The organism is Nocardia cerradoensis NBRC 101014, assembly GCF_000308535.1.
GTDB lineage: Bacteria > Actinomycetota > Actinomycetes > Mycobacteriales > Mycobacteriaceae > Nocardia > Nocardia cerradoensis.
In genome coordinates this window covers 15,903-36,690 of record NZ_BAFW01000379.1, presented here as the reverse complement: position 1 = coordinate 36,690, position 20,788 = coordinate 15,903, and the positions used below count along the sequence as shown (strand labels likewise).

Annotated in this window: 24 protein-coding genes; 13 read left to right on the top strand and 11 right to left on the bottom strand. The window is 67.6% G+C overall.

The window, feature by feature from the left end; genetic code table 11:
- The 3 genes from ON23_RS39015 to ON23_RS33000 all read right to left on the bottom strand — a co-directional run.
- Positions 1-228: hypothetical protein (locus tag ON23_RS39015; protein ID WP_218001141.1), on the bottom strand; the 228-nt coding region annotated here is incomplete at its 3' end.
- Positions 229-362: 134 nt separating this feature from the next.
- Complete coding sequence (locus ON23_RS33005) at positions 363-1,559, bottom strand: MFS transporter (RefSeq protein WP_039783334.1); 1,197 nt, start codon at positions 1,557-1,559, stop codon at positions 363-365.
- 76 nt (positions 1,560-1,635) lie between these two features.
- The gene (locus ON23_RS33000) at positions 1,636-2,226 is read right to left on the bottom strand and encodes a TetR/AcrR family transcriptional regulator (protein WP_063821387.1); all 591 of its coding nucleotides are present in this window, start codon (positions 2,224-2,226) and stop codon (positions 1,636-1,638) included.
- A 68-nt stretch (positions 2,227-2,294) separates the two neighbouring features.
- Between ON23_RS33000 and ON23_RS32995 the strand changes: the two genes are divergently transcribed.
- From ON23_RS32995 to ON23_RS38305, 3 genes are all read left to right on the top strand, one after another.
- A complete protein-coding gene (locus ON23_RS32995) occupies positions 2,295-3,134 on the top strand; it encodes an SDR family NAD(P)-dependent oxidoreductase (RefSeq protein WP_039783332.1) in 840 nt (279 codons plus the stop codon).
- A gap of 124 nt (positions 3,135-3,258) precedes the next feature.
- Positions 3,259-3,687 carry a hypothetical protein gene (locus ON23_RS32990; RefSeq protein WP_039783330.1) on the top strand — a complete coding sequence of 143 codons (429 nt, stop codon included), beginning with the start codon at positions 3,259-3,261 and terminating at the stop codon, positions 3,685-3,687.
- A 262-nt stretch (positions 3,688-3,949) separates the two neighbouring features.
- Entirely contained in the window at positions 3,950-4,324 is a 375-nt protein-coding gene (locus ON23_RS38305; protein WP_157170359.1) for a hypothetical protein, read from the top strand.
- A gap of 147 nt (positions 4,325-4,471) precedes the next feature.
- Here the strand turns inward: ON23_RS38305 and ON23_RS32975 are convergent, their stop codons facing one another.
- Positions 4,472-4,903: a hypothetical protein gene (locus tag ON23_RS32975; RefSeq protein WP_051043684.1), complete on the bottom strand. Its 432-nt coding sequence runs from the start codon at positions 4,901-4,903 to the stop codon at positions 4,472-4,474.
- Positions 4,904-5,243: 340 nt separating this feature from the next.
- Here ON23_RS32975 and ON23_RS32970 point away from each other — a divergent pair, with 340 nt between their 5' ends.
- The 3 genes from ON23_RS32970 (at position 5,244) to ON23_RS38750 (ending at position 6,614) form a co-directional block, all read left to right on the top strand.
- The gene (locus ON23_RS32970) at positions 5,244-6,128 is read left to right on the top strand and encodes a helix-turn-helix domain-containing protein (protein ID WP_039783321.1); all 885 of its coding nucleotides are present in this window, start codon (positions 5,244-5,246) and stop codon (positions 6,126-6,128) included.
- Entirely contained in the window at positions 6,125-6,334 is a 210-nt protein-coding gene (locus tag ON23_RS38755) for a DUF397 domain-containing protein (RefSeq protein WP_039783319.1), read from the top strand. The genes ON23_RS32970 and ON23_RS38755 overlap by 4 nt, the downstream gene beginning before the upstream one ends.
- 73 nt (positions 6,335-6,407) lie before the next feature.
- The gene (locus tag ON23_RS38750; RefSeq protein ID WP_039783317.1) at positions 6,408-6,614 is read left to right on the top strand and encodes a DUF397 domain-containing protein; all 207 of its coding nucleotides are present in this window, start codon (positions 6,408-6,410) and stop codon (positions 6,612-6,614) included.
- 22 nt (positions 6,615-6,636) lie between these two features.
- Here the strand turns inward: ON23_RS38750 and ON23_RS32955 are convergent, their stop codons facing one another.
- A complete protein-coding gene (locus ON23_RS32955) occupies positions 6,637-7,659 on the bottom strand; it encodes an NADP-dependent oxidoreductase (RefSeq protein ID WP_039783315.1) in 1,023 nt (340 codons plus the stop codon).
- 254 nt (positions 7,660-7,913) lie between these two features.
- Here ON23_RS32955 and ON23_RS32950 point away from each other — a divergent pair, with 254 nt between their 5' ends.
- Positions 7,914-8,903, top strand: coding sequence for an Rpn family recombination-promoting nuclease/putative transposase (locus tag ON23_RS32950; protein WP_039783313.1), 990 nt, complete (start codon positions 7,914-7,916; stop codon positions 8,901-8,903).
- Between the two features lie 263 nt (positions 8,904-9,166).
- On the opposite strand, the gene ON23_RS39645 is transcribed toward ON23_RS32950, so the two are convergent.
- The 4 genes from ON23_RS39645 to ON23_RS32935 form a co-directional block, all read right to left on the bottom strand.
- The gene (locus tag ON23_RS39645) at positions 9,167-9,460 is read right to left on the bottom strand and encodes an SLOG cluster 4 domain-containing protein (protein WP_373282269.1); all 294 of its coding nucleotides are present in this window, start codon (positions 9,458-9,460) and stop codon (positions 9,167-9,169) included.
- Between the two features lie 16 nt (positions 9,461-9,476).
- On the bottom strand, positions 9,477-9,692 hold the full coding sequence (locus ON23_RS39640; RefSeq protein ID WP_167331918.1) for an SLOG cluster 4 domain-containing protein: 216 nt from the start codon (positions 9,690-9,692) through the stop codon (positions 9,477-9,479).
- Between the two features lie 62 nt (positions 9,693-9,754).
- Positions 9,755-11,143 carry a DUF7159 family protein gene (locus tag ON23_RS32940; protein WP_039783311.1) on the bottom strand — a complete coding sequence of 463 codons (1,389 nt, stop codon included), beginning with the start codon at positions 11,141-11,143 and terminating at the stop codon, positions 9,755-9,757.
- A 154-nt stretch (positions 11,144-11,297) separates the two neighbouring features.
- Entirely contained in the window at positions 11,298-12,620 is a 1,323-nt protein-coding gene (locus ON23_RS32935) for a UDP-glucose dehydrogenase family protein (RefSeq protein WP_039783309.1), read from the bottom strand.
- Positions 12,621-12,744: 124 nt separating this feature from the next.
- Here ON23_RS32935 and ON23_RS32930 point away from each other — a divergent pair, with 124 nt between their 5' ends.
- Positions 12,745-13,281: a YdcF family protein gene (locus tag ON23_RS32930; RefSeq protein WP_039783307.1), complete on the top strand. Its 537-nt coding sequence runs from the start codon at positions 12,745-12,747 to the stop codon at positions 13,279-13,281.
- 33 nt (positions 13,282-13,314) lie between these two features.
- On the opposite strand, the gene ON23_RS32925 is transcribed toward ON23_RS32930, so the two are convergent.
- Entirely contained in the window at positions 13,315-14,367 is a 1,053-nt protein-coding gene (locus ON23_RS32925) for a M48 family metalloprotease (protein WP_039783305.1), read from the bottom strand.
- A 138-nt stretch (positions 14,368-14,505) separates the two neighbouring features.
- On the opposite strand from ON23_RS32925, the gene ON23_RS32920 reads away from it, so the two are divergent.
- Positions 14,506-16,149: a purine-cytosine permease family protein gene (locus ON23_RS32920; protein WP_245556263.1), complete on the top strand. Its 1,644-nt coding sequence runs from the start codon at positions 14,506-14,508 to the stop codon at positions 16,147-16,149.
- Between the two features lie 54 nt (positions 16,150-16,203).
- On the opposite strand, the gene dcd is transcribed toward ON23_RS32920, so the two are convergent.
- Complete coding sequence (dcd, locus tag ON23_RS32915; protein ID WP_039783301.1) at positions 16,204-16,803, bottom strand: dCTP deaminase; 600 nt, start codon at positions 16,801-16,803, stop codon at positions 16,204-16,206.
- Positions 16,804-16,957: 154 nt separating this feature from the next.
- Here dcd and ON23_RS32910 point away from each other — a divergent pair, with 154 nt between their 5' ends.
- The 4 genes from ON23_RS32910 to ON23_RS32895 all read left to right on the top strand — a co-directional run bounded on the left by ON23_RS32910 (position 16,958) and on the right by ON23_RS32895 (position 20,754).
- The gene (locus ON23_RS32910) at positions 16,958-17,626 is read left to right on the top strand and encodes a fasciclin domain-containing protein (RefSeq protein WP_039783299.1); all 669 of its coding nucleotides are present in this window, start codon (positions 16,958-16,960) and stop codon (positions 17,624-17,626) included.
- Between the two features lie 118 nt (positions 17,627-17,744).
- Entirely contained in the window at positions 17,745-18,392 is a 648-nt protein-coding gene (gene sigK, locus ON23_RS32905; protein WP_039783297.1) for an ECF RNA polymerase sigma factor SigK, read from the top strand.
- Positions 18,385-19,122: an anti-sigma factor gene (locus tag ON23_RS32900; protein ID WP_039783295.1), complete on the top strand. Its 738-nt coding sequence runs from the start codon at positions 18,385-18,387 to the stop codon at positions 19,120-19,122. Before sigK ends, ON23_RS32900 begins: the two co-directional genes overlap by 8 nt.
- A gap of 66 nt (positions 19,123-19,188) precedes the next feature.
- Positions 19,189-20,754 carry a molybdopterin-dependent oxidoreductase gene (locus ON23_RS32895; RefSeq protein WP_083904395.1) on the top strand — a complete coding sequence of 522 codons (1,566 nt, stop codon included), beginning with the start codon at positions 19,189-19,191 and terminating at the stop codon, positions 20,752-20,754.
- Positions 20,755-20,788 lie beyond the last annotated feature (34 nt).

Genomic DNA, 20,788 nt, shown 5'->3' with positions numbered 1-20,788 from the left:
GTCGAAGGACGTCCGGGCGGGCCACCTACCCGTCGACGCACTGCCCCTTCGACCGATGCGACCGGAGGCCAACGCCGCGTCGACGACCGCGCCGACACCGGCGGCCACCGGCGTATCGACGATCGCCGGACCGATACGGGCAGTCACCGGCGCATCGACGATCGCCGGGCCGACACCGGCAGCCACCGCCGCATCGACGGCCGAACCGGAGAGGCGACCGGCGGCCACCGGCGCGTCCCGTCCGGCCGCCCCCACGACGAGCCCCGGCCGAGCTGGCCCACCCGTCCGCCGCGACCGGATGCGGAACGCCATCCTCGGAACGACCCGCAACCACGCAACCGATCAGGATGGCCCACAACAGGTTACGAGGAATGACCGAGTGATCCGCCGGCGGTCGTCACTGTCGCCACCACGATCGCGAGGGCCGCGATCACCGCGGTGGTGGCCCAGCCGAACCAGCTCACCGCGGCCGCGCCGAAGGCCGTGCCGGCGCTGCCACCGACGAAGTACACCACCATGTAGGCGCTGTTGAACCGCGCCGGTGAGCCCGGGTCGATGGCCAGCACCGTGCTCTGATTGGCGACCTGCGCCGCGAACAGGCCCGCGTCGAACAGACCGAGGCAGACGAGGGCGATCACCGTATTCGACAGTGCCACAGCAAGTGTCACGGCGGCGGTGGCGGCGACGACGAGTCCCACCAGGATCACGCGACGCGCCCCGACCCGATCCGTCCACGCCCCCGCGATGCGGGTCGCGGCGACACCGGCCAGTCCCGCGAACGCGTACAAGCCGATTCGCTCGGACGAATAGGAGAACGGCGGCTGCGACAGGGCCGCCGCGAGCCCGGCCCACACCGTACAGAAGGCGAAGAACCACAACGCGCCGCGTCCGGCCGCCGACCGCAGCAACGGATATCGGGTGAACAGTCCCGGCAGCCCGCGCAGCATCGTCAGGTAGCCGGAGGCCACCGTGGGGGTCGCGGCCGGCAGCACGAATCGGGTGGCCGCCGCGAGTGCCACACAGGCCGCCGCGAAGACGAGCAGCATGCCCCGCCAGCCGATGAGGTCGGTGAGCCAACCGCCGACGATTCGCCCGGCCAGTATTCCGGCCGAGATCCCGGCCGTCACCGTCCCCAGCACCGTCGCGCGCCGGCTCGGTTCCGCGAAACGTCCTGCCACGGAACTCATCTGGGCTCCCACCGAGGACGCCGCACCGATCAGCCCGATCACCGGGCCGAGCAACCACACCACCCCGACCGCGGCGCCGATCGCCGATGCCGCGGCCAGCGCGGCGAACTGCAGCGAAACCACCGTCCGAGGTGGGTGTCGGTCCACCAGAGGCACCAGGAGTGCCAGTCCGAGCAGATAGCCGACCGGCCCGCACGCCAGCGCGATCCCCATTTCCGCGACCGATGCGCGCAGCGAGCCCGCCACCGCCGCGATACCCGGCTGCAGTACGTACATGGTGGCGGTGCCGAGTCCCGCACCCACCGCCATGAGTGCGACGACGGCTGGGCGCAGGATCGGATCACGGGTGTCGATCAGCAGGTCGTTGTCCATGAGGACGACGCTAGGAATCGGTGCCGGACGGTGCTGGCGCTAATCGGACGCGACCGTCGGTCTCGTCCACGGTCGTTCAGTCCGGAAGCAGGCCCATCGCCGTGAGGATTCGGTCCGCGTAGCCGGAATCGACGCTCTCCCCACTGATCAGCAGCCGGTAGTAGAGAGCGCCGTAGATCAGATCGATGGCGGTGTCCGGGTCGAAGCCGGCGGGAAGACCGCCGGTGGATCGGGCGTCGGCGAGGAGCTCTCCCACCTCGGCCCGGCGCCCGGCGATGAACCGATCCCGCAGCGCCGCAGCCAATTCCGGGTCGTGTTGCGCCGCGGCGACCAGGGCCACGAAGGGGCGCCGGGCGTCGGGATCGCTCATCAGCGTCGCCACCCGGCGGACCGTGGTCCGCAGACGGGTCAGGGCATCGCCTTCGGCGGGGACGCTCATCCGGTCCGCGAAGGCGTCGGTGAAGGCATCCATCAGGACGGCCGCCTTCGTGGGCCACCAGCGGTAGATGGTGTTCTTGCTGACTCCCGCGTGTGTGGCGATCTCGTCGACACTCAGCCCCGGCAGTCCGCGGTCGGTCAGCAGGTCGCGGGCCGCCGCGAGCACCGCGCGCCTCGAACGCTCGCTACGCGGCCGGCCCGGCCCGCGCGACTGTGTCATATCGACCATGGCGCAAGTCTAGCGTTTTGGATACGATACGAGCAGTTTCCTAATTAACAGCAGATGAGAGGCATACGATGGCGACAGGCAAGGTGTGGCTGATCACGGGCGCCTCCTCCGGATTCGGATTCGCACTGACTCGCGCGGTCGCGTCCGCCGGCGGCCGGGTCGCCGCGACGGCCCGCGATCCCGAGCGCGCACGGGCCCTGCGGGCGCTTGCGGCCGAGCATCCCGAACAGATCCTGGTCGCCCCACTGGACGTCACCGACGCCGAGCAGTCCCGGCACGCGATCGAGCAGGCGAAGCAGACCTTCGGACGGATCGATGTCGTGGTGAACAACGCCGGTTACGGGGTTTTCGGTGCGCTGGAAGAGATTCCGGACAGTGACGTACGCGCGGTATTCGAGACCAATGTCTTCGGATCGCTCAACGTCGTCCGCGCCGCGCTGCCGGTATTGCGCGAGCAGCGGAGCGGTCACCTCGTGCAGATCTCGTCTGTCGCCGGTGTCGCCGCGCCGTCACCGGGGCTGGGCCTGTATGCCGCAACGAAATTCGCGGTCGAGGGCATGAACGAAGGACTGCTCCGGGAGGTCGCCCATCTCGGCATCGATGTGACCATCGTCGAGCCCGGCATGTTCGGCACCGGTTTCGTTGCGTCGCTAAGGATTACACCCGCTGCCCATCCGGACTACGGCGACAGCGTCCGAGCGGCCTACGACCGATTGTCCACACTGGATCCCAGCGTCTACGGCGATCCGGACGACGCCGCGCGCCGGATCATCGCCGCGGTCGAATCTCCCACGCCGCCGCTGCGACTGCCGATCGGCCGGGACGCGATCACCGCGATCCGCGCCAAACTGACCGGGGAACTCGCCGCCCTGGAGGCACTGGACAGCGCCACGGCGAGTGTCGGGTAGTTGCCGGATCGCGGCACGTCGCGTCGGGCCGGAATCCGGGGTGGCAGGCGCGCGGGAATGCCGCTAAGGTCGTTGCGTTCCACCGGCACGGTGCCGGTGGAGTTCTTCAACGGGGGTGGGCCGCATGGCATTCCGTAAATCGACGATTCAGAAACAGCTGGCCGAGAAGCTGGCCGAATTCGCCCCTCCGGGCGAGCAGATGCAGCTGGCCTTCCAGGCGATCACCGGCCCGAGCCCGTGGGTGGACGATCTGCCCTACGTGCGGTTCGCGATGCTGTTCGTGCGCAAGTACTACTTCGTGGTGCTGACCAATACGTCGGTCGTCATCGTCGAGGCGAACAAGTGGTCGGGCCGGCCCGCGAGCCTGGTCTGCGCCGAGCATTTCAGCACGGCCATGTTCACGGAGATGAAGATCAACCCGCTCTGGTCGAAGGTGTACTACCGCATGCCGCACACCGGAGCGCCCGAGCGCCTCAATGTGCATCGCCGCTGGCGCGAGGAGCTCGACGCGCTGGTGTCGCGACTTCCGCAGCTGGCGAATCTGGCGGCCTGAGAGCAGGCGGGTTCATCGCCGCTTCCGCGAATCGGATTGCAGCGGAATGATCTTCGCGCCCTCACCGGCGGTTGTGGCGGTGTCCGAATCCGTAGCGGTACGTCCGCGCTCCCCGGGTCCCACTCCTCGCGTCCAGAACGGAACGACGTGCGGGTTGTGACTCGGGGCGATGGTCGTGACCACGTACTCCGCTTCGCGCAGCGGATAGGGCCCCCACACGCCGCTCGGGCACGCCCCCGCATGGGTATCGCAGGAGGCGCCGGTGGTGACGATCGCCCAGTGCGAGAACAACTCTCGATTGCCGCGCTCCGTCATCATCGACGCCGACCGGCTCGTCGCGCACCACGCGGGCGGCGAGGTAGTGATCCCAGAATTCGCGGCGAACCACATCCCACAGGTCCCCCAGATCCGGACGCAGCTCTCGCGCGGCGGCGAGATCGGTGCCTGGCGGGAAAGAATCCTCGGCCTCGCCGAATGCGCCGCGTACGTCGATAATTTCGATGCCGTCGCGTCCGTGCCGCCACGTCGCGCGCAGCCCGCGCACTTCGGTGATGCGGGTCGTCATCCGGCACCGCACCGATCACGGCACCACCGCAACCCGAGTTCTTCCAGCTCCAGGCGCTCCCTGATGTGCTGAACATCCACCGGCAGCGGAATGGTGTCGGATTGCCTGGCCGGCAACGGCATCCGACGCGGGCACGATTCCGGGAGCCTCACGCCGACCGCAGCGCGGACCAGGCAGATGGTGCCGAAGCACAACCCGACCATGAGCACCAGGTTCATGTCACCGCACCCTCTGTGCCGCAACGCATTCCCGAACCGCAGTCAGCACGTCACCCGCCAGGGGGCGGTGATCACCGACGGGCGCATCGGTCCACAACCGGTACACATCCGACTGCAGAAATCCCGGAGAGGGAAGCACGATCTCGGCATTCACACCGGCGATGTCGACGTAATGCCGAAACATCTCGGCATGCAGCAACGGATCTGTCAGATCGGCATCGGCGGGAACCGTGAGAAAGGTCCACCGCATCGAACGCGGATGAGCGATGATCGGCCCGGCTGACCCGGATTTGTCGACCAACCGCCCGCGCACCCGCGCGCCGAGTGCACTCGGCATCGTCAAGGCGGCCAACGTCTTTCCCCCACGCACGACCAGCCGCCCCGAGCCCGGCTGCACGTGGGCATCCAACCCGAACGCACGCCGGTAGATCATGCCCCAAGCCTCCGGGGCTCCCCCACCGCCCGCCGGCACATCTCCACATTCTCGATTCATCGCTCCCTCGATTCGAATAGGCGGCACAGGACCGTCCCCTTAACGTCGTAAAAAGCTGTGCCCCAGCGGCTTTCACCTGTCGTACCACCGGCCTGCAACAGCCGGACCACGCCACCCGGTGGCGAGCATTGCGGCTGCCTTCCCTCGATTCCAGTGCACCACCTTCAGGTCGAATTGACACTGTCATAACGGCATCTGCCAAAACCCGGGCGAATCCCCAGCACCGCTGCCATGATGGCAGTCGACTTCTGCCAAGTTCTGGTACTGCCAAGGGGGCTACGTGGCCGACGAACGCGCATCATTGCCGCGACGACAGCTGGGGCGCTTCGTTCGCCGCCAGCGCGAAGAGAACACCTCACTCACCCAAGAGGCCGTGGCGAAAGCCATGCAGTGGAGTCACAGCAAGTACGCACGACTCGAACGAGGTGAACCGGGCAAGGTCCTCGACCGTGACCTCGTCGAACTCGGCAAAATCCTCGAGATTCCCGAGAACCAGGTCGGCGCCATGATCGAACTGGCGCGTCAGGTAGCCGAAAAGACCTGGTACAACTCGTTCAACGATCTCATTCGGGCGAACTTCGACGTGTACATGCGGTTGGAGACAGACGCGCGCTCCATGGAAATCTGGCGACCGGATATCGTCCCCGGGTTGTTCCAGACTGCCGACTACGCCAGCGCACTGAACCGCATCTACTTCCCGAAGGAGTCCGAGGAGGAGCACGCGCGCCGTATCCAACTGAAATTGCAGCGCCAGAAGATACTTACTCGCAAGAAGGCGCCGGTCGTCGTTGATCTCGTGCTTCACGAATCTGTTCTTCACACGGTTGTGGGGAATCATTCCGTCACAGCAAGCCAGCTGAGGCACCTGGCCGATATCAGCACCAGACCGAACGTCACCGTCCGTGTGCTGCCGTACTCGGTCGGCTTTCCGCTCGGCACACCGGTAGGGCCGTTCGCCATTCTCGACTTCGAAGCCAGCTCCAACGGCGTAGCCGAACCGACAGTCGTGTACGTCGAGAACTACACCGGTGACATGTACCTTGAGGAAGACGCGGACGTCCAGCGGTATCGCAGGGCATCCGCGACCATCCAGCACACAGCGCTGGATGCCGTGGCCAGCAGGACGCTGCTACGGCGAGCAGCACGGAAGGACGCAACCAAGTGAGCAATGACCGTCTGGCGGAGGCGCAGTGGTTCAAGAGCACGCACAGTTCCGGTAATTCGGAGTGCGTCGAGGTCGCCTTCCTCGACCACGACATGGTCGGCGTCCGCGACAGCAAGAACCCCTCCGGCCCGGCGCTCACCTTCACCCCTGCCGAGTGGAACGCCTTCGTCGACGGAGCGAAAAGCGGCTCGTTCGATCGAGCGTGAACACGCCGCGTGTAGCGCTGGACACCACCGCGAGCCGGGCTCTCGGTCTGGAGAGCGCAGAGGAGTATGCAGAGTGAAGGTCGACCTATCGGGAGCCCGCTGGTTCAAGAGCAGTCGCAGCCAGGGCGGCAAGGAATGCGTCGAGGTCGCCTTCCTCGACCACGACATGGTCGGCGTCCGCGACAGCAAGAACCCCTCCGGCCCGGCATTGATCTTCTCCCCCGGCGAATGGAATGCCTTCGTCGGCGGCGCGAGAAGCGGCGCGTTCGACCAGGCCTGAGCGTTTTTGCGCTCAGGACTTGTCAGGATTCTGCGACCTCGACCAGTTGCTTGCCGAGATTGCGCCCCTCGAAGACGGCGCGTAATGCGCTCGGCGCGGATTCCAGTCCCCTGCTGACGGTTTCGGCAATGGTGATCGCTCCCTGAGCCTGCCAGCCGTGCAATGCCGTGAAAGCTTCCGGGAAACGGTCGAGGTAATCGAGGAAGATGAACCCTTCCATGCGCGCCCGGTCCAGCGCCAGCCTCATATAGTTCCGCGGCCCCAACGGCGGATCGGCACCCTGATAGCCGGATGAGATCGCCCCGGCCAGGACCACACGGGCGCGAGGTGCCAGGTGCGCCAGACCGTATTCGAGAATACGGCCGCCGACACCGTCGAAGAACACATCGACACCATTGGGGGCGAGATGGGTCAGACGCGCATCGATATCCTCGTGCTTGTAGTCGACGGCGGCATCCAGTCCCGCATGCTCGATGACCCAGGAGCACTTTTCCGGGCCGCCGGCGATACCGATAACTTTGCAGCCCAACGCCTTTGCTATTTGCCCCGCGATGGATCCGGTGATACCGGCCGCCGCCGAAACCAGCACCGTCTGGCCGGGCTCTGGTCGGCCGATATCCGTCATACCGAAGTACGCGGTCAAGCCCGGCGGTCCGAACAGGCTCAGCATCGATGTAGGGGGCACGCCGTCGGGCACAAGGTTCAATCCGAACAACCCGCCCGCCGATCGAACGACATAGTCCTGCCATCCCACCATTCCCGCGACCCAGCTACCCACCGGGAAATCCGGGTCGTTCGAGCGAACCACCTGCCCGACACCACTGCCACGCATCACCGCGCCGATCGGCACGGCGTCGATATAATTGTCGGACTCGTTGAGCCAGCCCCGCTGTGTGGGATCGATCCCCAGCCAATGCACCCGAATCAGGGCTTCACCACGCCACGGAACCGGCACCGGCACATCCCTCAACTCGAAATCCTCGTCCCGCAGTGCCCCGAGCGGCCGTCGCCTCAGCACCCACTGCCTGTTCACCGCGTCCGCCACCGGGCGATAATAGATCGCCCGGCGCCGGCCGCTCGACCCCTTTTCTGCCCACGCGACAGCGCACGACATTCGATTGCTGCTCGAGCGGTGGGACCCGGTCTCGGCCGCCGCGACTTGGGCACCGACACATCGGTGATTTGCTGAATATTGTTCGTGGCCAACTCGTTTCGGCGCCCGGCGCGCTACGCCGATTGGGCGCATGGTCTACAACTGAACCCCTCCGGCTGTCATAGCCTCGAGGTAGCTTCGCGTCCATGCCCGCCAACCCGTCGAACCCGCACGACGCCTACTTCCGGCGCGTACTGAGCCGCCCAGCCGATGCCGCGTGCGAACTCCGCGCGGCGCTCCCGGCGGCCGTCACCGATCGGATCGACTGGGACACATTACGTTTGCAGTCCGGCAGCTTCGTCTCCGCAGATCTGCGCTCCCGCTACAGCGACCTGCTCTACCGCACTCGCCTCGACGGCCATCCCGCCTACATCTACTTGCTGATCGAACACCAAAGCCGCAGCGACCATTTCATGGCCCTGCGCATCTTGGAATACGTCGTCAACATCTGGAACCAGCACCGGAATCATCGACCCGAAGAGCGCACCCTGCCCGCCGTCATTCCACTGGTCGTGCACAACAACCACAGCGGCCGCCGCTGGAACGCTCCGACAGAAGTCGCCGAACTCGTCGACCTCGAGCCATCTACCCGGGAAGCGCTGCAACCTTATGTGCCGCGGCTACGGTTTCTGCTGGACGACGTCGCTGCCCTCGACCTGCCGGCACTTCTGGCTCGCGACCTCACACCAGCGACCAGAGTGATGCTCACGCTGCACAAGATCGCACCCCGTGAGACCGGCGTCGGTGCCGATATAATTTCGTTGATCGACGATCTGCGCGCGCTACTGTCCGGCCCGGACGGAAAAGTCGAGTTCCAGGCCGCGATGACGTACGTGATGACAGTCGGCGACACCGCCGAAGCCGATCTGGTGCCCGTGATCGACCAACTCGGACCACCAGCGAAGGAGATATTCGTGACCACAGCAGAACGGCTCCGCGCAGAGGGCGAAGCGCGCGGCGAAGCGCGCGGCGAGGCACGCGGTCGCGCAGAAGCACTGATCGAACTGCTCACCCTCAAATTCGCTCCACTACCCACACACATCACCGAGACCGTCCACGCGGGCACCACCGAGCAAGTACGCACCTGGACAGCACGCATCCTCACCGCGACCACACTGGACGAGGTCTTCGCCTGAGCCAGCCGCCGCCCACCCCCTACTGCACGAGGCGGAGTTCCACGCAGCATTCGCCGGCGGTCGGCGCCAGCGAGCGTCTCGGCTTTCAGACCCGACAGCACCCCGCGTGGATAGGCGTGGTTGAGGCCGCAGACCGGGCCGGGGGCTTGGGTGGCGAGGGGATGGAAGGGGACCTGCATGACCCTGTGCGGAGTACAGGCCGCGGGCACGACCACGGTCACCTCGACGCTGCTGGGCACGCTGCGCGAAGACGCCCGCTCCCGTCAGGAGTTCTTCTCCCGCACCGGAATCGCGCCCCGAGGTGATCCGCCGGGGCGAACACCGGCCACGGCGAATGCGGCCGCCTCGGCCGCATTCGCTGCCCGGTGACTTCCCTCGACCGCTCGGCCCTCGGCATCGAGGATCTGCCATCCGCCGATCGACACCACCGGTACGCCCCCGCGGCGATTGGCGAGCGCCAGTTCCGACAGCGTTCCCCAGGAACCGCCCACCACGATCACCGCATCCGCCGACGAGACCAGAATCGCGTTGCGCGCTTCACCCATATTCGTGAACACGACGGCGGAGAGTGCGTCACACACCCGCTCGATCGGCGTCCGGCCGTATTCCGATCACCAGGCCGCCTTCGGCCGCCGCGCCCTCGGCGACCGCCGCCATCACCCCGGTTCCGCCGCCGCACAACACGACCGCCCCGGCCCGAGCCAGCAGCCGCCCGACCTCCCGGGCGGTGTCGGCCTCGGCATCCGTGCAGTCGCGCGGCCCGCAGACCGCGACCTGAACAGGGGGCATCTCGCACACTCCTCGGACCTGCCGACAGGTGATGAACAGGCTAATCCCGTCGGCGACACGGCCTACTGCCGCGGCGGGAACGGTGGTAGCAGCGGTGGAATGGTCGGCACCACGATCGGCGGCAGGCCCGGGACGACGATGGTCGGCGGGCCCGGCGGCGGCGGTGTGGTCGTGGTGGTCGGCGCCTGCCAGTTCGGAGTGGGCGCGGCCACCGAGGCGTTGGTGGCATCGGTGGTCGGCGCGACCGAGGGGGCCGCGGAGGCGCGCGGCGGCGCGGCGGGCACCGAACTGGAGGCGGAGGTGTTGCTCTGCGAATCGCCACGCAGAACCGATTGGCCCCAGCCCAGCCCGATCCCGAGCGCGGCGACGACGACCAGCGCACCGACCGCCACCCCGGCCACGCTCAACTCCCGGCGACGACCGGCACCGACGGCCCCCACCTTGCCGCCGAGTGAGTTCGTGGCGCGCGCCTTGTTCCGCTTGCGCGCGCGTCGCAGCGCATCCTCGGACAGCCACACCGGCGCCAATTGCACGGTGTCGTCGGCGGATCCGGGCCCGGGCGCCTGCGGCACGGGCGCGGGTGCGGCCACCTGGGCGGGGCGGGCGAGTAGTGCCGCGCCGCGCACGATCACCGTCTCCGGATCGGCGGGCACCAGCACCGGCATCCCCATCCACCGCTCCAGAATGCGCGCGATCAGAGGAATCCGGGCGCAACCGCCGATCACGAAGACCGCCTGCACGGCCTGTTCGGAGCGCATCATCACATCGCGGGTCATGCGAGCCGAGGATTCGACGGCGAGCATGATCAGCGCTTCGAAGTTCTCCTGCGACAACAACACCAGGCCGTGCTCGGACGGCACCGCGACCGCCGTGGTGCTCGACAGCTGCTCCTTGGCCTGCCGGCATACGCCGTCCAGAGCCGCCAAACCCTGTGCGGTGGGCGGATGTTCGATCCGGCCCGAGGCGATCTGCTGTTCGCGGATCAGCGAATCCAGATAGTCGCCGCTGATATCGCTGGTCCGCTCGCTGTGGCTCACCTTTCCGGACTCGACGTCGATCACGCTGACCGAGAGCCCGGAACTGCCGAGGTCGTAGAGTGCGACCGTGCGATACCCCTGCAGTTCACCGGTGGCGCGCAGGAATTCCCGCGCCGCCGCGACCTCGGGCACGAGTTCGTAATTGGTGAGCTGGCGGCGCGCGAGGGCGCCCCGCAGCGTGCGCGCATGCTGTTCGTTGCGATAGGCCAGCGCGGTCGCGGCGATCTCCGGCGCGGAACCGAAGACGGCGCCGACGGTTTCGGCGGCCACATCGTCCATGGAGTACTGTTCGCCGACCGGCATCGCCTGCACGTCGAAGGCGGTGGCGACGAATCGTTCGGCGGAGTTACCGGGATGTGGGATCGCGACGCGAATGGCGCCGGCCCCCACCGAAACTCCCAGTACCGAACTCATCTGCCGCCCATCTCGTTTCACGCCTCACGACCGGTACGCCCCGGCCACCGCCCCCGACGGCCTGCGCTGGGCCGTGCGAGCGTTCCCAGGCCGCCGTGAACGGGCCCGATGCGCATGCCGCAGGGCGCCGCCACTCTACCTGGCTCCCGCCACACTACGACGTGCCGAGTCCCGCGTACACCCATCCCGCGGCGGTCCAGGCGGCGCGCTCGAGACAGTTGCGTCCGTCGATGATGGAACGCCCGCGCACCACCGGCTCGAGGTCGCGCGGCGAAAGTGCGGTGAACTCGTCCCATTCCGTGAGAACCAGCACCACATCCGCCCGATCACACGCCTCCGCCACCGAGGTCGCGTAGTTCAGCGTCGGAAAGACACGACGGGAGTTCTCCAGCGCTTTCGGGTCGTAGACCGTGACCACCGCGCCGTGCAGCTGGATCATTCCGGCCACGTTCAGCGCGGGCGAATCGCGCACATCGTCGGATTCCGGTTTGAAGGCCGCGCCCAGTACCGCCACGTTGGCGCCCAGCAGCGAACCGCCGCACGCCTTGGCCGCCATATCGACCACCTTGGTGCGCCGGCGCATGTTGATGTTGTCGACCTCACGCAGGAACGCGACCGCGTGATCGGCGCCGAGCTCCCCCGCGCGGGCCATGAACGCGCGAATGTCCTTGGGCAGGCAGCCACCGCCGAAACCCAGCCCGGCGTTGAGAAAACGCCGGCCGATGCGGGCGTCGTGGCCCAGCGCGTCCGCCAGCATCGTGACATCGGCCCCGGTGGCCTCGCAGACCTCGGAGACGGCGTTGATGAACGAGATCTTGGTGGCCAGGAACGCGTTGGCCGACACCTTCACCAGTTCCGCGGTGGCCAGATCGGTGAGCAGGAACGGCACCTGCGCGGCGATCAGGTCGGCGTAGATCTCGCGCACCTGCGCTCGCACCCAGTCGGCGCGTTCGCGTTCGCCGTCGACACCGAGGACCAGCCGATCGGGCCGCAGCGTGTCGCGCACCGCGAACCCCTCGCGCAGGAATTCCGGATTCCAGGCGACCTCGACGTCGGTGTGGGCGCGGGCCCGCATCCGGCGGCCCAGTTCCGCGGCCGTGCCGACGGGCACCGTCGACTTGCCGATCAGCACCGACGGCCGCTCCAGCAGCGGCGCCAGCGAATCGGCCACGGCGTGGACATATTTCAGATCCGCGCCGTATTCCCCCTTCTTCTGCGGGGTGCCGACGCCGAGAAAGTGGGCGTCGGCGTGCGCTGCCGCCTCCTCGTAGGAGGTGGTGAAGCGCAGTCGCCCGGCGTCGAGGTTGCGGCGCAGCACCGCTTCCAGGCCGGGTTCGTAGAACGGCACGACGCCGTCGGACAATTTGGCCACCTTGCCGGGGTCGATGTCCACCCCGAGCACCTCGTGACCGAGCTCGGCCATGCAGGCGGCATGGGTGGCTCCCAGATATCCCGTCCCGAATACCGTCAGACGCATAGTCGATTGATACGCGGCGGGTATGGCCGGTCCGCGTCCACGAGGCGAGGGCGCAGGCAACAGTGGGTGTACAGGGAGAAACCGCCGCCGATCAGCGCATTCGCCGACCACCTACCATCGCAGAGTGCGAAAACGGTGGTGGGTGCGCGGTGCGGTGGGGGTGGTGCTCGTGCTCGCCGTCGCGGTGGCGGCGCTGTGGCCGGTGTATGTGCGCCCGCGAACCGACGCACCGCGCCCTGCCGATGCCATCCTGGTCCTCGGCGGTGCCCACGACGGCCGCGAGGAGCTGGCGCTGCGCCTGGCCCACGACGGTTACGCCCCGCAGGTGGTTTTCTCCGATCCCTACGACCACTCCCCGCTGATCAACCGAATCTGTCACGGCGGATACAGCTTCCGCGTGAGCTGCTTCGATCCCGATCCGCGCACCACGCGCGGCGAGGGACGCGAACTGGCCGCCCGCGCGGCACGGGAGAACTGGCGGCGTGTGATCGTGGTGACCTTCACCCCGCACATCTCGCGCGCCCGGTACGTGCTCGGAAAGTGCTGGGGCGGTGAGATTCTGCTCGTCGACGCGCAGCCGCACATCGGTGTGGCACGGTGGGCCTACCAGTACCTGTATCAGTCCTCGGGATATGTCAAAGCCGCCTTCGAGGACTGCTGAACCGGCGGCTCACTCACCGGCCGATCCGCCACCTCAGCGATCGCGACCCGGGAAGCCCTGTGCCGCACCGCCTCCCGGACGCACCGGCCCGGAATAGCCGGCGATACGCACCCGCTCGTCCATGCGGTCGCGGATGTGGCGAACCCGTTCGCCGACCGCGGTGCGCGGTGCGTACGCGGACACCGAGAGTGCGTACAGCGCCGCCGCGTCGTCGGACTCCGCCCGCCGTTCCTGCAGCGCCACACCGAGATCCGTACCGTAACCCAGGTCGACGGCCGCCCGGTCGGCCCGATAGTCGATGCGACGCACGACCGGCACGAGAGCGCAGGCCGCCACCTCCGGAGCGATACGCAGCAGCAGCGCGGCCGGAAGCCCCACGATCACGGTGGTGGCCGCGATCGCCGGGCAGGCGACCAGCACCCGGCTGACCGCACTCCAGCCGATACCGAAGATCCGGGCCGCCGGTGGCGTCATCCGCCGCGTCAGCCACGCTCCGACCGCCGCGGGACCCGACAGCAACACCCGCTCCAGCCACACCAGCGGCAGATTGAAGTACCGGAACACGAACTGGCACAACGACACCCGCCCTTCGGACCGATAGCCGAGTTCCCGGGCGAGCACCGCTTCGATCACCCGCGGGGGCGCACCGAGTACGGCCGCGGGTACCGCGATCATCCGCCGGGGCAGCAGCAGTTCACGCTCGCTCTCCCGGATCCACAGCGAATGCGACGAGGAGGCGATGCCGGATCGGCGGGCCACCCGCTCCCACGCCGTCGTCAGCGCGTGCCGCTCACCGGAAGTGGGCGCACGCACACCGAATCGCGCCGACAACCACCGCCGCTCGGCGCCCAGGAAGCACACCACCGCGACGAGAACGCACACCACGAACCACGCGATGGCGAGAATGCCGAGGGTGCCGAAACCCATCGCCAAACCGAGCCCGTAGAGCACCACCGTGAGGATCGCCGCGGTGGGTGCGGCGGCCAGTATCAGCGCCGTCCAGGAGCGGATCCGGTCGGTCGCGGAGGGCCGGATGGCCGCGCCCGCACCGGGGTCGTTCGCCTTCGCTGTCGAGTCAAAGGTCATGCACCACGGTAAAGGGAGACCGCAAAACCGCACGTCGCGGGGCGTTACACGGCGGTAACCGAGTGGCAAAACGGACACCACATCGGCCCTGCACCCTCGAAAGGCCGCGCCGAGCGCGGGAACGATGAGGAGTAGATCGTGGTTGATGTGCAAACCCGTCCGGCGACAGCTGCCGCCGCGACGAAGGAAACCCTCGAGGACTACACGCTGCGCTTCGCGCCCCGCAGCTATCGCAAATGGAGTCCGGCCGTGGTGGGCGTCTCCGCGCTGGGCGGTATCGCCTATCTCGCGGATTTCTCCATCGGCGCGAATATCGGCATCACGAACGGCACCGGAAACGCGTTGCTGGGCATCGGAATCTTCGCGATCATCATCATGATCACGGGATTTCCGCTGGCGTACTACGCCGCGCGCTACAACATCGATCTGGATCTGATCACCCGCGGCAGTGGGTTCGGTTACTACGGTTCGGTGATCACCAACCTGGTGTTCGCCTCGTTCACCTTCATCTTCTTCGCCACCGAGGGCTCGATCATGGCCCAAGGCCTCAATCTGGGCCTGCACATCCCGCTGTGGCTGGGGTATCTGCTCTCCACGGTGCTGATCTTCCCGCTGGTCGTCTACGGCATGAATACGCTGGCGAAACTGCAGGTCTGGACGACGCCGCTGTGGCTGCTGCTGATGGTGTTGCCGTTCGCGTTCCTGCTGATCCGCCATCCCGAATCGATCGACTCGTTCTTCGCCTACGGCGGTAAGGACGGTGCGGGCGTGAGCCTTTCCGGCGCGCTGCTGGCCGCCGGTGTCTGTCTGTCACTGATCGCTCAGATCGCCGAGCAGATCGACTATCTGCGGTTCATGCCGCCGAAAACTCCGGAGAACGCGCGCAAGTGGTGGGGCTGGATGTTGCTGGCGGGGCCGGGCTGGGTGATCTTCGGCGCCGTCAAACAGGTCGTCGGCCTGTTCCTCGCGGTCTATCTGATCGCGAATCTGCCGGGAGCACAGGACATCGCGAATCAGCCGGTGCATCAGTTCCTGGAGATCTATCGCGATATGGTTCCGTCCTGGCTGGCGATGACGCTCGCGGTGGTGCTGGTGGTCATCTCACAGATCAAAATCAATGTGACCAACGCCTATTCGGGTTCGCTGGCGTGGACCAACTCGTTCACCCGCGTCACCAAGACCTATCCGGGCCGGCTGGTATTCCTCGGGGTGAATCTGGCGATCGCGCTGATCCTGATGGAAGCCAATATGTTCGACTTCCTCAACGACATCCTCGGCTTCTACGCCAACTGCGGTATCGCCTGGATCGTCACCGTCGCAACGGATATCGCGGTCAACAAGTATCTGCTGAAGCTCTCGCCCAAACAGCCCGAATTCCGGCGCGGCATGCTCTACAACTTCAACCCCGTCGGCCTGGTCGGCTTCGGATTGTCGGCGGTGCTGTCGATCATGACCTTCTTCGGGGTCTTCGGCGCCGCGTTGAAACCGTATTCGCCGATCGTCGCCGTCGTGATCGCCTTCGTCGCCACCCCGCTCACCGCGGTTCTCACCCGGGGCAAGTACTACCTGCGCCGCGGCGACGACGGAATCGAGCTGGACATGTTCGACGAACACGGCAACCCGTCCGGTGAAACCCTCACCTGCCACGTCACCGGAATGGACTTCGAACGGCCCGACATGATCGCCTCCGCGGTTCCGGGACCGGAGGGTGAAATCCAATACATCAGCTCACTGGCACTGTCGACGGATAAATCGGGCGCGCACGTGCTGCCGCCGAGCTGACCGGATGCCGAGCCGGCGCGGCCTGCTGCGGGCCGCGCCGGCCTCGAGTGCTGTTCAGGACTCCGCGGGCTGCGGAATCGAATCCTGCGGCAGCGGGAAATTCATATATGCCCGCGAGGGCGTGGGCCCGCGTTGGCCCTGATATTTCGAGCCGGCCGCCGCGCTGCCGTACGGGTGTTCCGACGGACTGCTCAGGCGGAACAGGCACAGCTGGCCGATCTTCATACCCGGCCACAGCGTGATCGGCAGATTCGCCACATTCGACAACTCCAGCGTGATGTGACCGCTGAAACCCGGGTCGATGAATCCCGCCGTGGAATGGGTGAGCAGGCCGAGCCGCCCGAGGCTCGATTTACCCTCCAGGCGTCCGGCCAGATCGTCGGGCAGGGTGCAGACCTCGAGCGTCGAACCGAGGACGAATTCGCCCGGATGCAGGACGAACGGCTCACCCTGGCCGGGTTCGACCAGGGTGGTCAGCTCGTCCTGGCGTTGCGCGGGATCGATATGGGTGTAACGAGTGTTGTTGAACACCCGGAACATTCGATCCAGCCGCACATCGATACTCGACGGCTGAACCAATTTCTCGTCGAACGGTTCCAGCCCGAGCCGCCCGGCGGCCAGCTCGGCACGAATGTCGCGATCGGAAAGCAGCACGGCGGTCAGCCTAGTAACTCGTGTTCGCGGGCTCGCAGCCGCACAGGAGCCGGCGCGAAATCCGTCCCATCCGGGGTGGCGGGCAGCGCGAATTCCGTCCCGTCACCAATGAGCTGTGCGACCGCGGGGTCGTCCGGAGGAAAGCGATGAACCGATGAAAAGTATGCAGCGCGCTGTCGTCACCGCGGCGCTCGTGTCGGCCGCCCTGCTGGGAGTGTCGGCCTGTTCTTCCGACGACAACTCCGGTTCGGGATCGTCGCCGTCCATGACGAGCGGTAACGCGATGACCGGCACCATGATGTCGCCGAGCGGTTCGGCCGCCGATGCCATGGCCGGCCTGGTCGGCCCCGGCTGCAAGGCCTATGCCGAGCAGGTGCCCTCGGGCTCGGGGTCGGTCGAGGGGATGGCGCAGGATCCGGTGGCAACCGCCGCCTCGCACAATCCGATGCTGACCACACTCACCGCGGCCGTGTCCGGGAAGCTGAACCCGCAGGTCAACCTGGTCGACACGGTGAACGGCGGCCAGTTCACCGTCTTCGCGCCCACCGACGACGCGTTCGCGAAACTGCCGCCGGCCACGATCGAGAGCCTGAAGACCGACGCCGCCACCCTTACCAAGATCCTGACCTACCACGTGGTGCCGGGGCAGATCGCACCCGACGCCATCGCCGGTGAGCACAAGACGGTCGAGGGCGGCACGGTGAAGGTGGCCCGTTCCGGCGATGAGATCAAGGTCGGCGACGCGTCGGTGGTCTGTGGTGGGGTGAAAACCGCGAACGCGACGGTGTACATGATCGACACCGTGCTGATGCCGCCGGCCTGATCGCTTCTCACGCCGGCGTCGACGCAGGTCGCGGGCTTGCGAAAACTTTTCCGCCGGTCGCGCCCATCCGGCACGCCGGGCATGTCGAAACTCTTCCTATGCATGCAGGAACGCGCTCATGACCGGCGATCCGGAGTTCACCTCGATCCGCCTGGCCGACACCGACGAGGCCCCGTCGTGTCCGCCGGGCGGCGGCGAGCGAGCGGAGGCGCAGCGTGAGCTCGCGACTCTGCTCGCGGCCGCCGCCACCGGCAACCGGGACGCGTTCACGCGGTTCTACCGGGCGACCAGCGCGCGGGTGTTCGGGCTGGCATTGCGCATCCTGCGCAACCGCAGCGCCGCCGAGGAGGTCACCCAGGAGGTCTACCTGCAGGCGTGGACGGCCGCCGAACGCTACGACGCCGCACTGGCCAGCCCCATCGGCTGGTTGATGATGCTCACGCACCGGCGCGCCGTGGACCGGGTGCGCACCGAGCAATCGGCGACGGTTCGTGATCGCGTCTTCGGCCACGCCCATCTGGGCCGCGACCACGACACCGTCGCGGAGACCGTCGGTCAGCGCCTGGAGGAGCAGGCGGTGCTGCACTGCCTGGATACCCTCACGGCCACCCAGCGAGAAGCGGTCGCCCTGGCCTACTACAGCGGACGCACCTATCGAGAGGTCGCCGAACATCTCGACGCGCCACTCCCCACCGTCAAGAGCCGTATCCGGGATGCGCTGAAGCGGCTCCAGAACTGCCTTTCAGGGGTTGCCTCCCATGCCTGACACATCCGAACACGAACTGCTCGACCTGGCCTATCCGTACGCCCTGGACGCCGTCGGCGATTCCGAGCGCGACGAGATCGAACAGCGCGTCGCCGCCGCCGGTCCCGAGACGAGCCGGGCCTTCACGGTGGTGGTTCGCGCGGTCCGCGAGACGATGGGCGCGTTGTCGGTCCTCGATGCGAAAGAGCCTGCGCCGGAACTGGAAGCGCGCATCCTCGCCGCACTCGACCGGGCACGGCCCGCCGATCCGTCCGCCGCGGTTCCGCTCACCCGGCCGTCCAGGAGGCCTCGGCTACGGTGGCTGGCCGCGGCGGCCGCGGTAGTGGTGGCGGCCGGAGTCGGCGGCGGGATCGTCGCCCAGCAACACGCCGGACAGACCGCGAATCCGCCGATGGCGGAGCAGATCATGCGACAACCGGATGCGCACACCGCGAGCGCGCCGCTGAGCACCGGCGGCATGCTGATGGTCCACGCGTCCACCGGAATGGGCGCGGCCACAGTCGCTTTCGACAGTGTGCCGCCCGCGCCGCAGGGCCATGTGTACCAGCTGTGGGTGGTACCGCCCACCGGCGCGCCGCGCTCGGCCGGAGTGATGGACTCGATGCCGAGTTCATCCGCGCCGATGGTCGCGACCTACTCCGGCGGCGACGCGCTGGCCGTCACCGTGGAACCCGCGGGTGGCTCCCCGGCTCCGACGACGACGCCGATCGGCACCATGCCGATGAGTTGACGATCGGTGCCGTCCGCGCGGACCCCCGGCACGAATTCCTCATCCCACCTGGGAATCGAGGAGATCATGATCGAAACGGGTACGCGCGGGCCCACCGCGCACCGCGGCACGCTCGGATTCGCCGCCGCCGCGCTCGCCGGGGTTCTGGCCGGTGCGGCGGTGCTGGGAATCGGCGAACTCGTGGGCGCGATCCTGGATCCCCGCTCCTCGCCGTTCTTCGCCGCCGGCGCGACGGTCGTCGATCACACGCCGCGGCAACTGCGCGAGGAGGCGATCCGGCGCTTCGGCAGTCACGACAAGGATGTGCTGTTCGCCGCCATGGGCGCGGCGATGGTGGCGCTTTCCGCACTGTGCGGTGTGCTCGAACGTCGCCGCCGCATCGGCAGCGCGGTATTCGCCGTACTGGGTATCGCGATCGCCGGTGCGGCACTGCGGCGCCCGGATGCGCAGTGGTGGTACGCGATTCCGACCGCGGCCGGTGTGGTGGCGGGGCTGATCGCGTTGCGGCTCCTGCTGGGCAGCGCGGGGATACCGGTACACGCCGATCCTTCCGATGGCATTCGACTGGGGCGGCGGCGTTTTCTGGCGATGGCGGCTGGCGTCGGCGCGATCGCGGTCGGCGCCGCGGCGGCCGGACGATTCGTGGCGCAGCGGCTGCGGGACGTGGCTGCGGACCGGTCGCGATTCGTTGTGCCGAAACCAGTTTCGGACGTCGCACCCGTCAGCCCGGCCATGACCCGCTCGGTGCCGGGGCTTACCGCATTCGTCACACCCGGCACCGACTTCTATCGGGTCGATACCGCGCTACAGGTTCCGGCGGTCAGCAGTGCCGAGTGGCGTCTGCGCATCCACGGAATGGTCGATCGCACAGTCGAATTCACGATGGACGACCTGCGTCGGCGGCCCGCGATCGCGCGCATGATCACCCTCACCTGTGTATCCAACGAAGTGGGCGGCACTCTCGCGGGCAATGCGGTGTGGACCGGATACCGGCTGGCCGATCTGTTCCACGAGGCGGGCGTGCACCCCGACGCCGATATGGTGTTGTCGCGCAGCGCCGACGGATTCACCGCCGGGACGCCGATCCAGGCGATGACCGACGGGCGCGACGCCCTGCTCGCCGTCGGCATGAACGGCGCGCCGCTTCCCCTCGAACACGGCTACCCCGCGCGGCTCGTGGTGCCCGGCCTCTACGGCTACGTCTCCGCCACCAAATGGGTGGTCGACCTCGAAGTGACCAGATTCGATCGCGCACAGGCGTATTGGACGGCGAGGGGGTGGGCCGAACAGGCGCCGATCAAGACCGCATCGCGCATCGACGTCCCCGCCGCCTTCGCGAGCCTGCCCGCCGGCCCGGTCGTGGTCGCCGGGGTCGCCTGGGCCCAGCATCGCGGTATCGCGTCCGTGCAGGTGCAGGTCGACGACGGCCCCTGGCACGCCGCCGACCTGACCACCGAATACTCCCCCGACACCTGGCGGCAATGGACCTACCGGTGGCAGGCCACCCCGGGCACCCACACCCTGCGCGTCCGCGCCACCGACACCACCGGAACCACCCAGCCCGCTCAGCGCCGTCCACCGATGCCGGACGGCGCGACGGGCCGGCATTCCCGGACGGTCAGCGTGCGTTGAGGGGGCGCGGGCCGCGCGGATCGACGCGCCGCCC